Source organism: Thermanaerothrix daxensis, assembly GCF_001306145.1.
In the GTDB taxonomy this organism is placed as follows: domain Bacteria; phylum Chloroflexota; class Anaerolineae; order Anaerolineales; family Anaerolineaceae; genus Thermanaerothrix; species Thermanaerothrix daxensis.
In genome coordinates this window covers 208,848-223,128 of sequence record NZ_LGKO01000002.1, presented here as the reverse complement: position 1 = coordinate 223,128, position 14,281 = coordinate 208,848, and the positions used below count along the sequence as shown (strand labels likewise).

Genomic DNA, 14,281 nt, shown 5'->3' with positions numbered 1-14,281 from the left:
GCACACCATTCAATGGGGCTCAAGCCCCTGGTAGGTCCGAAGGCGACCCGGATGGTCCCAGCGCCACGGCCATAGCCATTGCCAGATCTCGGGTATGCGTGATGCTGATGGACCATTCGCACAGGTTAAGCGCCGCGGCCCGTTCCGCCGCCCGACCATGCAGACGAAGCAAGGGCTGACCCTCCGGCCCACGTTGCACCTCGATTTCCTGCCAGGAAATTGGGCCGATGCCGCACCCCAGCGCCTTCGCCACAGCCTCTTTTGCCGCAAAGCGCCCCGCCAACACCATCAGATCCTCTTGAGCATCATCGAGTTCCTGCGGGGTGAAGACGCGGTGCAGGAAGCGCTGGCGAATTTGAGGATCAAGGTGCTCCAGACGCCGAATTTCAACCAGGTCAATTCCACACCGCAAGGTCATCGGGTCACCCCTCGGCCGGCGGTCCCGCGCTCACAATGATCAGGCGCTCCGGATCCAGATAGCGACGCGCCACCTCCAGAATTTGCTCCCGCGTAACGGCAAGGACCTGTTGTGGATAACGTTGTAGATAGTCTAACCCCAGTTGGAAACGCTCCATGTTTAGCAGTGCACCGGCCACCCCCGCATTCGATTCCAGCGAAAGCGGAAGTCGCCCGATGAAATGGGCCTGAGTGTCGCTGAGCTCTTCCTCGGTGACCGGCTCGCTAACAAAGCGTCGGATCTCTTCCCGGATCAGTTCAATGGCCCGGTCCAGGTTAGCCGGATTCACCCCAGCGTTGACCTCCCAGGAACCGGCAACCATCCAGGCATTCAGACTGCTCATGGCGTAATAGGCCAGCCCCGCCTTCTCGCGCACCACCTCGCCAATGCGTCCCATCATGCCGAATTGCCCTAGAATGTTGTTGCCCAACGAGGCTGGCAGGTAGTCGGGGTGGTTGCGCTTAGGCCCTAAGGTGCCGATCACCAATTCGGTTTGGACCTTATCAGGCAGGGGAACGTGCTGGCGCACAGTCTGACGCGGGGGTGCCACCGGAGGCACAATGCGATTTTCGTCGGCCGGCGTAGCGAGCCAATTCCCCAGTACGGCGTTAACCTGGGCAATGACCTCCTCAGCCGCAACTGCCCCCACCACAACCAATACCATCCCCTGAGGCCGAAAGTAGGCACGATGAAATGCCTCTAAATCCTCACGGCGAATTGATTTGACCGTTTCCGGGTAACCATCTTCGGAGCGTCCATAGGGATGATCAGGAAAGAGCAGGGCATCGAAGGTGAGTTCGGCCATTTCAGCCGGGTCCTGTGCCCGAATTGCCAAGCTGGTCAAAAGCTGAGCACGCAAACGCTCCACCTGGTCATGGGGAAAAGTGGGTTCGCGCACGCAGGTGGAAAGCAGGTTCAGCAAGAGCGGCAGATCTTCGGCCAGCGCCCTGCCCCCAAAGGTAATGGTGTGCACGTTGGCGCTGAACCCCAGGCTGGCCCCCACAGACTCGAGGGCCTCATGAAGGGCTTGGAAATCGTAGCGTGCCGTCCCACGCATCAACGCCCGCGCTGTAAAACCCGCCAGCCCGAGTTTATCGGGTGGGTCGTACAGGCTGCCACAAGGGAGATAACCATTAATGACCACTGAAGAGCTGTTGAAATTACTGCGCGTCAGCACCACAATGCCATTGGGAAGTTCAACCCGGGTAATATCCTCTGGCCCGGGAAGGGAACGCCAGGTTGCAGGTGAAAGGGTCGCCATCATGCCGGGGTCTCCTCTCCGGTGGGTTGATAAATGCCGACAACGCGCCGCTGGGGTTGGAGGTAGGTCTGGGCAATGCGCTGTACGTCCTCAGCCTGCACTGCCGAAAGATTCTCCACATAGTGGGCAAACCAATCGTAAGTGGCAAACATCTCCGAGAACCCCAACCAGAATCCCTGATTAGTGATGTTTTCACTGCCGTAGGCAAAGAGCGCACGCGCTTGCTTGAGGGCACGCTGGATCTCTTCTTCCCGCACACGTTCCTCCTGCAGGCGCTGGATTTCGGCATCAATGGCTTTCAGGACCGCTTCGGGTGAACTCTCGGGGTGGATGGTGATCACCAAATCGTAGAGGTATGGATCAATCGTGGCATGCAACCCACCGCCCACACTGACCGCCAGTTCGCGTTCGACCAGCGCCCGATAAAGACGTGAGGTCTTGTTCGAAACACCACCCCCGCCGAACATATTCAAACTGCTTGGTCCTGAAAGCAGGCTATCCAACACCGTAAAGGCAAAGAAATCCGGATCGCTGGCAGCAGGCGCACGATAAGCCAGATGCATGAAGACCGTGGATCCCGGCCCCTTTACGGTGATCCGGCGCTCCTGCTCAAGAGGCGGCTCAGGGGGGATCTCCCGCTTCACCGCTTCACCCGCCGGAAGACCACCGAAGGCCTTCTCAATCTTTTCGAGCATGAGGGTGGTTTCAAAATCGCCCGCCACGGCAATGAGTGCGTTCGCAGGTGTGTAGTAGCGCCGATAATGCTGGTAAAGATCATCCCGAGTCAGCCGGCGCAGATCCTCCTTCAAGCCAATCACTTCGTAGCGGTAAGGGTGCCGGTCAAAGGCTGCCATCTGCACGGCCTCCCCCAACAAGAAAAGCGGTTCGTTCTCACTTCCCTCGCGTTCCGAAAGGATCACCGTACGTTCTGCCTCCACCTCCTCAGGGTCGAAGCGGCTATTGACCATGCGATCTGCTTCCAGGTCCAGGGCCAGGTCAATCTTATCCGCCGGCAAGGTTTCAAAGTAAGTCGTCCAATCGAGGTAGGTAAAGGCGTTCCACATGCCCCCTTCCCGCGAGATCCACCGATCCAGCAATCCGGAGGGAAAACGCGGGGTGCCCTTGAACTGCATGTGTTCCACCCAATGCGAAATACCGGTCTTGCCGGGCAATTCATCGCGTGAGCCCACCCGGTACCAGACCCAGAAACTGATCAGCGGCGCGGTGTGCACCTCTTTTAGCAACACCATCAATCTATTGGATAATTGTGCCCGCGTGACCGATGCCTCGTTCGTCATAAAAATCGAAACCTCCTCATTTCATCTGAATCACACCCAAGTTACCCGTGATCTCCAATTCAAAGACCATTTATAATAAAGAGGGAATGCCCAAATTGCCGCTCAGGAGCATGCGATGAACCTTGAAAACCGTTATTGGGTTGCTATCGCCGGTGCTGGACCTGCCGGCCTCTACGCCGCACAGCACCTTGCCGAACACGGCATTCAGGTTGTCCTGTTCAACCGCGACATTCGGCCAGGGGGGTTGGCCGAATACGGTATCTATCCCGATAAACTGCGCCTCAAAAACGGCCTGCGTGCTCAATTCCAACAAATCCTCTCTTTGCCCGAAGTGCATTACTATGGTTATGTCCGCATCGGGCGAGATGGTGATTTCACTCTAGATGACCTGCGCCGCCTGGGCTTCCAGGCCATCCTGGTCGCCGTCGGTGCTCAGGGCACCAAATGGCTGGGTCTCCCTGGCGAAAACCTGGAAGGCGTTTATCACGCCAAGGATATTGTGTACCATTATAACAAACTCCCTCCATATAGCCAGCGCACGTATCGGATCGGGAATAAGGTGGCCATTGTCGGCGGAGGCAACGTGATGGTGGACGTGGCGCGCTACCTGATTGAGGTTCGCCAAGTGGGTGAGGTAGTGGTCATTGTGCGCCGCGGCCCCAAAGAGGTTAAATTTGACCGCCGTGAACTGGAGAGCGTAGCGGCCAACCTGGACTGGCAGGCCTTTGAGGCTGAACTTGAACGCGTGGCGCCAATCATGCGCGCGCTTGGGCAGGACCCCGAAACCTCACGCGAATTCGTGCGTGCAGCCATCGCCAAGGCCGGTCCTCGCCGCTCCACCACCCGTCTGTGGATCCGTTTCCTGGCTTCCCCGCGCCGCATCCTGGATAACGGACAAGGTGCCGTCGGGGGTGTTGAACTGGAGGATAACACCCTGGTGCTTCAAAATGGCGAGGTTGTTGCCAAGGGGCTAGGTCACACCTGGGTGATGCCGGTGGATACCCTCATCTTTGCCATCGGCGATCGAGTAGATGAAAGCATTGGTCTGCCCGTCCACCGCTACGAATTCGACAAAAACCCCCACCCGCGCTTCCCCATCGAGGGCGAATCTTACGAAGCCTATGATAGTGAGCGCAACGAGCCCATTGAAGGGGTCTTCGTAGCCGGCTGGTCGCGCAAAGCCAGCAGCGGATTGGTGGGAGTGGCTCGTAGGGACGGGGTCAATGCCGCACGGGCCATGCTTCAATACCTCGGCAACCTTACCCCCCTGCCCACCCCTCTACTGCCTGCCATTGAACAGGCCATCCAGGATTTACCCCACCCCGTGGTAACCAAAGAGCATCTGGCACGCTTGTATCAGGCTGAGGCTGAACGTGCCCAGGCACTCGGCCTGGAGGAATATCGCTTTGCCACCAATGAGGAAATGCTTGAGACCATGGGACTGCTGGGCGTGGTACACTAACCAAGCCGATGCTATAATAATTTTTAGCCTATACCCAACGAGGTTCAATGCGTTTTCTGGTTACCGGAGCCGCCGGATTCCTGGGATCAGCGCTCTCAAATCGTTTGGTCGCCGAGGGTCACACCGTCATCGGTCTGGATGATTGTTCCACCGGGGACCCGGCCAGCCTTTCCCCGGAGGTTCACTTTACCCGCGGGGATGTTAACGACCGCCCCAAGCTCTGGACACTGCTTCAGGAAGTGGATTGCGTCTATCACCTGGCCGCACGCGTACTGGTGCCCGAATCGATTCTTTACCCTCGCGAATACAACCTCGTCAATGTGGGCGGTACCGTCACCTTGATGGAAGCCATGCGCGACGTGGGGGTGCGCCGGGTGGTGTTTATTTCCTCCGGCGCCGTATACGGCTATCAGGAACACCAACCGGTACGCGAAGATGCCATCCCCAACCCGCGTTCACCCTATGCCGTCTCTAAATTGGCTGCCGAGTACTACGTGCGCACCATCGGTGCCCTGTGGGGCATTGAAACCATATGTTTGCGCGTCTTCAACGCCTACGGACCGGGCCAGCATCTCCCTCCCGTCCATGCCCCGGTTGTCCCCAACTTTCTGCGCCAGGCAATTCAAGAGGGCACATTGGTCGTCCATGGTGACGGCTCCCAGACCCGTGATTATGTGTACGTAGACGATGTGGTTGAAGCCATGGTCGCGGCGGCAACAGCCAGGGAGGTGAATCAGGCCATCATCAACGTAGGAAGCGGGCGTGAAACCAGCGTGCGCGAATTGGTGCGGCTGGTGCTCGAAGTAACCGGTACCCAGCCCGAAGTGGTCTATAACCCGCGTGCAGATGGTGGCCCCCCGCGAATGTGTGCCGATATCCACCTGGCCGCCGAAAAACTCGGCTACCGACCCCGCATAAGTCTGGAAGAGGGGTTGCGACTGACCTTGGAACGCGATCCGCGCCTGAGGCGGCGCAATGGCACCCCCAAACACGGGGAGCAGGGGGCAACATGAAACATTCTCCGGCGCGGCGCCACCCTATTTTGGTACAAGTTTGAGGAAGAGTGGGAATGAGAAGCGGGGAAAGCAAACCCACATCTGATCTTATACGCTCGTGGCACCGATGGCTTGTGCTGGTTGTCATCCTCATCCTGGGCGGATGCTCTTCTTACGGATCGCAGACCACTTCTCACCCCGGGATTTTCGAGGTTGACCCGGTATTCCGCGAATTCTACCGCATGCTGGGGGGTGAAACAATTTTGGGTCCTGCCATTACCCGTGCGTTCCGCTTCGAGGCCGATTTATGCCAGTACACCCAAAACGCGCTGATGTGCTTCAATCCCTATGCCGAAGAGCGCCGGCGCTTTTACCTTTTTCCTCTTGGACAGGTGCTCAACCTGCGTGAAGATCCGGGCGTGGTCTCCGGTGAAGGTCCCCTCGTCAACGGCTACCTGATTTACGAAGAATTTGTACCGCTTTACGACCGCTTAGGGGGCTCACTGTATGCCGGTCGCCCTTTGACCCAACCCCGCTACAACGCCACTCACAACCGAATTGAACAATACTTTGAAAACGTGGGCTTTTATCGCAGCCTGGATGAACCGCCCGGGAATGTGCGCTTGCTCGCTTATGGGGTGTATGCCTGTGATGCTTACTGCCGCTATCAGGCGCCCCTCAACGGGATTGTAACCCCGCTTTCCAACCAGGTGGCGCAACCGTTCCTCTCGCGCCTGGCGCGTCTGGGAGGACTGGCAGCCTTTGGGCGTCCGCTGAGTGAGCCCTACACCGCGCCCGATGGCGCCACCGAGCAGATTTATGAGACGGTTGTGCTCTATGCCCCCGCCGATAATCCTAACGCCATGCGCCTGCGCCCACTCAGTCGGATGTTGGGTTTCCCCGATTATCCACCCGGGCCCCAAATCTACGGGGAAGCCGATGGGATGGTCTTTTATCCCGTTCACGGTGACCTTGGGTTCCACGTCCCGCGGGTGTTCGATGAGTTCATCGCTCAGCACGGCGGGCGAGAGATTTCGGGCAATCCGCTGGAAGAAATTGCCGCCGTGGGTGAGAAGCGCTACCGTCAATGCTTCGAAAATTACTGCCTGCTCTACGACCATACTGCCGCCCCTAGTTTGCGCGTGCGCCTGCTCCCCTTGGGGCTGGAGTACCTGCGCCGCATCCAGCATGAAAGCGGTGCGTTGCCCCTGCTCTATTCTCCCCAGACCATTCGCCTCTTTGCCACGGCTGCCTCGAGCCGAGTGCCGGCCGATCAACCCCAGTCGTTTGAGATCATTGTCCTGGATGCGCGCGACCAGCGCCCGCTGGCAGGGATTGAATCGCGTCTGTGGCTCACCCTGGCCGACGGCACGCGTCTGGAATATCGCCTGCCCCCCACGGATACCCAGGGGCGGGCACACCTGAGTATAGCCCCCCTGATCCCCGAGCAACCGAATGGGAGCGTCATTGCCTACCAGGTTTGCCTCTCCCTGCCCTCCGATCAGCCTATTTGCACCAGCGACAGTTATCTGATCTGGAATTATCAATAAGCCGCGGCAAGGCTGGGTTTAGTGGTAAAATCACCCGCGAGCCTTCCAGCAGGGAGGTGGGGTAAAGTTTAGCATGGTGAGGGAATCATGGAATATGAGCCCGTCATTGGTTTAGAAGTCCACGCCGAACTCCAAACCCGCTCTAAAATGTTTTGTGCCTGCCCGGTGGTAGATGCCACTCAAGCCGAGCCAAATACTGCCGTATGCCCGGTCTGTGCCGGCATGCCGGGAGTTTTACCGGTCATTAATCAGCGCGCTGTGGAGTATGCCCTGCGAGTGGCGCTGGCGCTGGAATGCGAAATCGCCACCCACAGTCTCTTTGCACGCAAAAACTACTTTTACCCCGACCTGCCCAAAGGCTACCAGATCTCCCAGTATGAATACCCCCTGGCCCAGCATGGCCGGTTGCCCATCTTTACCAGCGCTGGTGAACGCGCCGTACGCATTCGCCGCGTACACCTCGAAGAAGATACCGGCAAACTCACCCACGTCACCACACCAGAGGGTGAAACCTATTCGCTGGTGGACCTCAATCGCGCAGGCGTGCCCCTGCTTGAGATCGTCTCGGAGCCGGACCTGTTCAGCGTCGAGGAGGTGCGTGCTTATGCCATGGCTTTGCGCACATTACTGCGCTACCTGGGCGTCAATTCAGGTGACATGGAAAAAGGGGTCATTCGCTTTGAGGCTAACGTCTCCGTGCGTCCCAAGGGCAGTTCCGAATTAGGTACACGGGTCGAGATCAAAAATCTCAACAGTTTCCGTGCCTTGGAACGTGCCGTGGCCTACGAAATTGAGCGACAAAGTCGGTTGCTCAGTCAAGGTCAGCCTATCGAGCAGGAGACCCTTGGCTGGGATGAGGCCAACGCCCGCACTTACTCTCAGCGCAGCAAAGAAGAGGCTCATGATTACCGCTACTTCCCCGAGCCCGACCTGCCTCCGCTGGTGGTTGAAACCGCCTGGATTGACGAAATACGCGCCGGTCTGCCGGAATTACCCCATGCACGGCGTCAACGCTTCATCCAAACCTACGGGCTCTCTCCCACCGATGCGTCACTCCTGGTCGGCGAACGCGCTGTCGCTGAGTATTACGAAACAGCCGTCAAGGCAGCGCCTCACCTGCCCCCGCGCATGATTGCCAACTGGGTCCTGGGCGAATTGTTCGCCTGGATGAACGAGAGCGGTGAGAGTATCGAGCAATTGAAAGCGGGCCCCGAGGCGTTGGTCGAATTGCTGGAGTACCTCCAGAGTGGCGAGATCAACCAGACCACCGCCAAGGCTGTGCTTCTGGAAATGTTGCAAAGCGGAGGACGCGCCGCAGCCATTATTAATTCGCGCGGCTTGCGCCAGGTCTCGGATGCTGAGGCCCTGCGTGCTCTGGTGGCCCAGGTCCTTGCTGAAAACCCGGCCGAGGTACAATCCTACCTGCGGGGCAAAGAAACCCTGGCCCACTGGTTCTTCGGCCAGGTCATGCGCGCAGTGGGCGGCAAGGCCAACCCCCAAGTCCTGCGCGCCGAACTGGAGCGTCAGCTAGCCGAGTTAAAAGCGCGTCAAACGTCCTGAAAGATCTGGCCGGCCACGGAAAAGCAACTGTTTGTTTCTTACAGGGCAACCACCTTGGAAGCACGATTAAGCGCTTCCAGGATATCTCCCATGCCTCCCACAACACCTACCTGCACCTGGTCCAGCAAACCAAAGTAACTCAAACAGGTGTGACAGAGAACCAATTCAACGCCGCGTTTCTCAAATTCGCGCAATAGATCCAGTACCGGAGAACCCGCACAGGCTAACCGCACTCCGTGGGTGTAAAAGAGCACTTTAGCCGGTAATTCTCCCGCTTCCAGTGCCAGCGTCAGGTACTTGACAACCAGTTGCTGTTGTAATTCTGCTGGCCCCTCACCCAGACCATAACGGGTGAAAAGCCACACCGTATCGGATGTAGACATACCCAACCTCCTGCCAGTGAGAATGGTTGATTCTTGTTTGAGCAGACCGCCTCTAGCCCCATCTCGGCCCATGATCTGGCAGAAGGTCTGTCAATTCCCTGCTCCTTCCGGGCCCTTCTGGCCGCCACAGGCGTGTCCGCCCTGAGGGTACGCTCCTGTACCCGCACATCTGAAATTCAGTGTTTAGGTGCGTTCACCGTGGCCGGCCTCCAACAAAGGAATATGCTCAGATTATAACCACACCCGCGATAAAATCGTGAGTTCAAAGCCCCAAAGTGCCCAAGTTTCGGTATAATGGCGGCGCATGGAGAAGTTCGCCCAGGATGTGCAGAGTGTTTTAGGGATCAAACTGACGCCGCGTCAGATCGCGGCTTTTGCTACTTACGAACAAGAATTACTGGCCTGGAACGCACGTTTTAATCTCACCGCCATTCGAGATCCTGAAAGCATTCGCACTAAGCACTTCCTGGATTCGCTCACCTGCATCCTGGCCTGGCGCAATAACCCGCCTCAGACACTCATTGACATTGGCACCGGTGCCGGATTTCCCGGCCTTCCCCTTAAGATCCTCCTGCCCCACTTGGAAGTGACGCTGGTGGATTCGGTGGGTAAAAAATTGGCTTTCTGCCGCCACATGGTGGAAGTATTAAAACTGGAAAAAGTGACCTTAATCCAGGGGCGCGCTGAAGAACTGGGACAAACCCCAGCACACCGCGAACGCTATGACTGGGCCGTGGCCCGCGCGGTAGCCAACATGCCGGTCCTGGTGGAATACCTTCTGCCCCTGGTGCGCATAGGGGGTGCTGCGCTGGCACAGAAGGGCGCCAGCGGCCCTGCCGAAACCCAGGTGGCAGAGCGGGCTATTCACATTCTTGGGGGGCAGTTGCAGCAAATCTTGCCGGTTTATCTACCGGGCGTGGTCGAGGAGCGCTACCTGATCGTAATCCGTAAGCAGAGCGCTACCCCACCCGGCTATCCGCGTCGAGTTGGCCTGCCCGCCAAAAAACCTATTCAGTGAAATCATCCGTTAATCCAAGAGGGCTTTCCCCAATTTGCCACTGGAGTCAAGCCGGCGGCTCAACCATCCCGCCAGGACTACCGCCAGGAGCAATGCCAATCCCGGAATCACCACCATGAAGAACCGAAACGCTAGGTCAGGATTCGGGCCGGGGTGTTCCCCGCTCACATACCCAAACAACCAGGTCAGGAGCACAAAACTTTGTGCGTTGAGCAAGCCCGAGAGCCGCGCCAACACAGCCGCCAAACCATAAAACATGGCTTCGCGCGGTTGCCCGTGACGACGAGCATCTTCGTCAATGATCCGCCCCAACACCACATCGCCCAAGACCATGCCCCCGCTCAATCCCAGTCCGATTACTGCTGCCGTGAGTAGGCTCCCTCCAAGCGAGCGAATGAGCATGAGGGGCAGGAGAGCCAGCATGAGCCAGCCCAGCGCTGCCTGCCAGGCCCGGGTGGCGCGTAAGCGCCGGGTGATATAAATCCAGACCGCCACACCCGGGATGGCCGTCACGAAGACTGCCCCAAACAGCAAGGAGGTCTGGGCCTCGGCCAGCCCCAGCGCGTATTTGGCGTAAAATGGCATCCCGGCCATGAGTAATGAGTTGGCCAGTGTGCTCAGCATAAAAATGCCCAGATACAGGCGGTAAGCCGGGTTTCTAAGCAAGTCCCAAATATTTTGGAGAAAATTCGGCGGCGTCTCAGGTAAGGCCTCTGCATCCTCGCGAAAATCCAGGAGGAAAAGCAAAAACGCCAGCCCCCCTACACCAGCCCAAATTGCACCCATGCTGGCAAACCCAAAGCGACTGTAAAGCAGAGGACTAAGAGCAATCCCACCGATGAGCGCCACCTGGCCCAGGGCTTTGCGCACGGCATTGGCGCGCACGCGCTGCGCCTCTGAGGTGAAAAGGCGCGGAAAGAGCGCATTGTAATTCACCCAACTGAGGGTTGCAACCGTTTCAGAGGCGAGCAGAAACACCAGAAACCAGATGAATAGAACATCCATCCCAGCCCGTTGCGGCGGCATCCACAAGGCTATCCAGACCATCAGATTTAACGGCAGGGCCAGCCACAGCCACGGGCGGCGGCGCCCCCAGCGAGTGCGCGTGCGGTCGGAGAGGTGGGCAAAAATAGGATCATTGAAACCATCCCACACGGAATTGATGGCCCGTGCCACAGCGACCAGCGTCACCGGCAGCGCCAGGACATCGGTGTAGAAGAAGACCAGGTAGGTACCGATCGCAAAGCCGGGCAGGCTCAGCCCAAATTCTCCCAGCGCATAACGCCAGGGATTAGCACGATAGGTCGAAGCCGGCCCCTCGCGGATCATCCAACCCTGCGCAACGCCTCCCGCACCTGGCGATAGGTGAGCAACGTAAATTCCCCAATCACCCGCCGCACTTCGGCATCCTGGAGGGCTTCATAATCCGCTTTACGTTTTTCCCAATCCGGCAGGCTTTGGGCCTCGGGAGTGGGGAGGGCTGAGTGATGAATCAGATGATAAACCCCCGGCCCAGCCCGACTCAGGGTATCCAGATACCACGCCCGCCGCTGATCCGGGGGAACCGGATAACTATCCAGCCAGCGCACCTTGGGCAGCGGTGCACGATCCAGCAGGCTCTCAATCGGCAGACGCAGCGGAGCCGGCAGGTTGATGGCCTCCAGGGATTCGGGAATAAAAGCAGGGAGGCGAAACTCGAGCGCCAGTTTCAAGTAAATCTCCGCCAGGTCAGGGCGCAGAACGGCGCCCATGTGAGTATCCACGTGGGTCACATCAATGCCCATGGCCAGCGCGGCGTGAATCTGCGCTCGCAATTCAGCCTCGGCTTCCTCGGTCCGGATGTGTAACCAGGCCTCCTCGACAGTTGACCAGAAGTGGCCGCTGGAATCCCGCAAACTGGCACTGGTGGTCAACGGTCGCAGGCGCGGTGCCCGCCATTCGCTGGTGAGCGTCAGGTGCACACCTAGGTCCAGGTGCGGGCGATGCGCCAATTGGGCCCCCCAGCCAGCCGGTACCATGATCGAACCGGTTGGAAACCCAAGTACTTCGTATGCCGCGTTTTGGGCGTGTAATAAGCCCAAATCATCATGGTGCAAAATCAGCACCCGCTTTCCATGCAGACCTAGCGACTCCCAGAGATGGCTCACCATGCACTCCCCGTTGGCACAATTGGAGGAAGATAGGTCACAGGTAATGTGGAAGTGGCAAGCAGGGTCTCACCCTCCCACACCTCTCCGATCAGACGATACTCCCCCGGCACCAGGCTGCGTAAAAACCGAGCAACGCGTTCCATCCACTCCCCCTCCCCCGGCGGCATTTCATACCCCTCCATCAGGTTGAACAGACAGCGTGCTTCCTGCGGAGCCAGTTGAGCCGGTAGTTCTCCCAAATCGCCACTCACGGGTCCCTCCAGGCGTAACCGCACCAGCACATCTAGAGGACGATCTAGATCGCTGATCAGCCAAATCTCGCTTACTGGCGGTTGGCCAATTTCAGTCACCTCACGGTAGGGAACCAGCGAGAGCAGCACCGGGCTGGAGGCTTCTTTGAGGGCGTAGTACCCGGCCTTTGGCGTGCGATCCACCTCAACGACCGCCCAGGTAATCCCCTCCCAGGGTTCAACGAACATGAACTGGAAATAACCCGTTACCTTCCCTTTGGCCCGGCGGTAGGTTTCAATGGCAAAACGCAGCAGTCGTGCTTGATAGGCTTGGGAATTGGCCACAAAAGTTTCCAGGCTGGGACCCATTTCCACCCCCGCAACACGAAAAGTCTGCTCAGCCTGGAAATTGTGGTAAGCCCACACCTCCCAGCGCGGCGGCCAGGCGTTTTCTGCCAAAGTGCGCTGCAGCGTCTCAACGCGGGGCAGTGCCTGAGCGCCAAACTCGGAGGGCAGAGGTGCCGCCGGCAGCGCCAGGAAATCCCGCCAATGCCCCCAGTACCAGCCCGGGTAGGTGTGCTCACGAAAGTCGGAGGCTTCTTTGACCAGGCGGGTAGGATCACTCCCACGCAACGCTGCTGCCACGGCTGGAACCGTGGTATGACGGTTGTGAGTGGGTTCGTTGCTGGCACACCACAGAAAAATTGAGGGGTGACTGCCCAAAATCCAGGTCAGCGCCTCCGCCTGGCGTACCACCTCCTGGGTAAAAGCATCATCCAGGGCGTAGCCCCACTGCAGAGGCATATCCTGCCAAACCAACACCCCTTCACGGTCGCAAACCTCGTAAAAGGAGGGGTGAGTCACATGAGCGTGCACACGCACGGCATTGAGATGCGCCTCCTTGAGCAGATGCACATCGGATTCTGCTTGAGCCGGGGTATAACCGGCCAGCCACTGGGTGGGGATGATGTTTGTCCCGCGCAAGAAAAGGTTGCGGCCATTCAGGCACACCCAATCCCCCTCAAGCGACACCGTGCGGAGCCCGGTGGTGACCGCGAGTTCGGCCTCCTCCACCCGCAAGGTCAGACGATAGAGGTGCGGAAAGCCGCGCTCCCACACCTCCCAGGTGGGGAGATCCGGCACCTGCCAGAAGAGGCGCAAGCGCTGGCGACCCGGCGCCAGGGTCAACTCCCGCTCACTGTACAAACTTTCTCCCCCGAAGTTCTCCGGTGTCAGTTCGAGATAGGCCCGCACCGTCTGAACATGAGGGCTATCTACCTCGGCTTCAATTTGCAGGCGCCAGCCCCCCGCGATGCGCAGGGGCAAAACGCGCAGCCCCAGCAGCGCAACAGCCCCGCTGAGCATCACCTCCGCACCACCCCACAGCCCACCCGTGCCACGCTCCTGCCCACGCGGGCCTGTCCCGCCGGGCCGACAATCGTGTTGTCCAAAAACGCCTTTGATCTGGCGCTTGAAACGTGGCCACACCTCACCATAGGGCTCCCGCGGCGCCGCCACACGCACCCATAGCCTTGTGCCGGTAGAAGGCAAAGCCAGAATCCAGGGTTCAAAGTAGCCCTCATGCTGGCCTAGGTACGTTGCTTCCAGCCATGCTTCGGCATAATAATCGGCCCACAAGCGCACCCAGCGCCGTTGACCCGCCTCTGCGGGGGGCACATCCAGCCGGTACCACCCCACCTCGGCCTCCAGACCCTCTAGCGTCCACTGATGCGGCAGGGTAACCTGTCGCCAGCCCTCCGTCGGTAAAGCCTGGGGGTGGGTCGCCTCGTGAGAGATGAAATATGCCTCTTCCATGGGGAGCAACTCCGGGGGGACCATCAATACCTGTTTATGCGATAATTTTAGTATATTCAATCCGATTCCGACTGACAATGCAAAAGCCTGCCAAAATTCACG

At 58.6% G+C, this 14,281-nt stretch carries 12 protein-coding genes; 5 read left to right on the top strand and 7 right to left on the bottom strand.

Features of this window, described 5'->3' with window-relative positions:
- Positions 1–19: 19 nt before the first annotated feature.
- Genes acpS through SE15_RS01100 form a run of 3 tightly spaced genes read right to left on the bottom strand, consistent with a single transcriptional unit; the run spans position 20 to position 3,016 of the window.
- The gene (acpS, locus tag SE15_RS01110; protein ID WP_054520264.1) at positions 20–418 is read right to left on the bottom strand and encodes a holo-ACP synthase; all 399 of its coding nucleotides are present in this window, start codon (positions 416–418) and stop codon (positions 20–22) included.
- A 4-nt stretch (positions 419–422) separates the two neighbouring features.
- Positions 423–1,721: a M16 family metallopeptidase gene (locus tag SE15_RS01105; protein WP_054520263.1), complete on the bottom strand. Its 1,299-nt coding sequence runs from the start codon at positions 1,719–1,721 to the stop codon at positions 423–425.
- A complete protein-coding gene (locus SE15_RS01100; RefSeq protein WP_054520262.1) occupies positions 1,718–3,016 on the bottom strand; it encodes a M16 family metallopeptidase in 1,299 nt (432 codons plus the stop codon). The genes SE15_RS01105 and SE15_RS01100 overlap by 4 nt, the downstream gene beginning before the upstream one ends.
- Positions 3,017–3,131: 115 nt before the next feature.
- On the opposite strand from SE15_RS01100, the gene SE15_RS01095 reads away from it, so the two are divergent.
- The 4 genes from SE15_RS01095 to gatB all read left to right on the top strand — a co-directional run bounded on the left by SE15_RS01095 (position 3,132) and on the right by gatB (position 8,583).
- Complete coding sequence (locus SE15_RS01095; RefSeq protein ID WP_054520261.1) at positions 3,132–4,478, top strand: FAD-dependent oxidoreductase; 1,347 nt, start codon at positions 3,132–3,134, stop codon at positions 4,476–4,478.
- A 47-nt stretch (positions 4,479–4,525) separates the two neighbouring features.
- Positions 4,526–5,491: an NAD-dependent epimerase/dehydratase family protein gene (locus SE15_RS01090; protein ID WP_054520260.1), complete on the top strand. Its 966-nt coding sequence runs from the start codon at positions 4,526–4,528 to the stop codon at positions 5,489–5,491.
- 56 nt (positions 5,492–5,547) lie between these two features.
- Positions 5,548–7,023 carry a hypothetical protein gene (locus tag SE15_RS01085; protein WP_054520259.1) on the top strand — a complete coding sequence of 492 codons (1,476 nt, stop codon included), beginning with the start codon at positions 5,548–5,550 and terminating at the stop codon, positions 7,021–7,023.
- Between the two features lie 87 nt (positions 7,024–7,110).
- Complete coding sequence (gatB, locus tag SE15_RS01080; RefSeq protein ID WP_054520258.1) at positions 7,111–8,583, top strand: Asp-tRNA(Asn)/Glu-tRNA(Gln) amidotransferase subunit GatB; 1,473 nt, start codon at positions 7,111–7,113, stop codon at positions 8,581–8,583.
- Between the two features lie 38 nt (positions 8,584–8,621).
- Here the strand turns inward: gatB and SE15_RS01075 are convergent, their stop codons facing one another.
- Positions 8,622–8,966 (bottom strand): DsrE family protein, encoded by a 345-nt coding sequence (locus SE15_RS01075; RefSeq protein WP_054520257.1) that lies wholly within the window; start codon positions 8,964–8,966, stop codon positions 8,622–8,624.
- A 304-nt stretch (positions 8,967–9,270) separates the two neighbouring features.
- On the opposite strand from SE15_RS01075, the gene rsmG reads away from it, so the two are divergent.
- The gene (gene rsmG / locus SE15_RS01070) at positions 9,271–9,984 is read left to right on the top strand and encodes a 16S rRNA (guanine(527)-N(7))-methyltransferase RsmG (protein ID WP_054520256.1); all 714 of its coding nucleotides are present in this window, start codon (positions 9,271–9,273) and stop codon (positions 9,982–9,984) included.
- Positions 9,985–9,993: 9 nt separating this feature from the next.
- Here the strand turns inward: rsmG and SE15_RS01065 are convergent, their stop codons facing one another.
- The 3 genes from SE15_RS01065 to SE15_RS01055 are packed head-to-tail and all read right to left on the bottom strand — an operon-like array spanning position 9,994 to position 14,179.
- Positions 9,994–11,313 carry an MFS transporter gene (locus SE15_RS01065; protein WP_054520255.1) on the bottom strand — a complete coding sequence of 440 codons (1,320 nt, stop codon included), beginning with the start codon at positions 11,311–11,313 and terminating at the stop codon, positions 9,994–9,996.
- The gene (locus SE15_RS01060; RefSeq protein WP_054520254.1) at positions 11,310–12,134 is read right to left on the bottom strand and encodes a carbohydrate deacetylase; all 825 of its coding nucleotides are present in this window, start codon (positions 12,132–12,134) and stop codon (positions 11,310–11,312) included. The genes SE15_RS01065 and SE15_RS01060 overlap by 4 nt, the downstream gene beginning before the upstream one ends.
- Entirely contained in the window at positions 12,128–14,179 is a 2,052-nt protein-coding gene (locus tag SE15_RS01055) for a glycoside hydrolase family 2 TIM barrel-domain containing protein (RefSeq protein ID WP_201778033.1), read from the bottom strand. The genes SE15_RS01060 and SE15_RS01055 overlap by 7 nt, the downstream gene beginning before the upstream one ends.
- Positions 14,180–14,281 lie beyond the last annotated feature (102 nt).

Coding starts and splice junctions, on each gene's coding strand:
- acpS (WP_054520264.1), bottom strand. CDS start 418: ATGACCTTGCGGTGTGGAATTGACCTGGTTGAAATTCGGCGTCTGGAG.
- gatB (WP_054520258.1), top strand. CDS start 7,111: ATGGAATATGAGCCCGTCATTGGTTTAGAAGTCCACGCCGAACTCCAA.
- SE15_RS01085 (WP_054520259.1), top strand. CDS start 5,548: ATGAGAAGCGGGGAAAGCAAACCCACATCTGATCTTATACGCTCGTGG.
- SE15_RS01090 (WP_054520260.1), top strand. CDS start 4,526: ATGCGTTTTCTGGTTACCGGAGCCGCCGGATTCCTGGGATCAGCGCTC.
- SE15_RS01075 (WP_054520257.1), bottom strand. CDS start 8,966: ATGTCTACATCCGATACGGTGTGGCTTTTCACCCGTTATGGTCTGGGT.
- SE15_RS01105 (WP_054520263.1), bottom strand. CDS start 1,721: ATGATGGCGACCCTTTCACCTGCAACCTGGCGTTCCCTTCCCGGGCCA.
- SE15_RS01060 (WP_054520254.1), bottom strand. CDS start 12,134: ATGGTGAGCCATCTCTGGGAGTCGCTAGGTCTGCATGGAAAGCGGGTG.
- SE15_RS01065 (WP_054520255.1), bottom strand. CDS start 11,313: ATGATCCGCGAGGGGCCGGCTTCGACCTATCGTGCTAATCCCTGGCGT.
- SE15_RS01100 (WP_054520262.1), bottom strand. CDS start 3,016: ATGACGAACGAGGCATCGGTCACGCGGGCACAATTATCCAATAGATTG.
- rsmG (WP_054520256.1), top strand. CDS start 9,271: ATGGAGAAGTTCGCCCAGGATGTGCAGAGTGTTTTAGGGATCAAACTG.
- SE15_RS01095 (WP_054520261.1), top strand. CDS start 3,132: ATGAACCTTGAAAACCGTTATTGGGTTGCTATCGCCGGTGCTGGACCT.
- SE15_RS01055 (WP_201778033.1), bottom strand. CDS start 14,179: ATGGAAGAGGCATATTTCATCTCTCACGAGGCGACCCACCCCCAGGCT.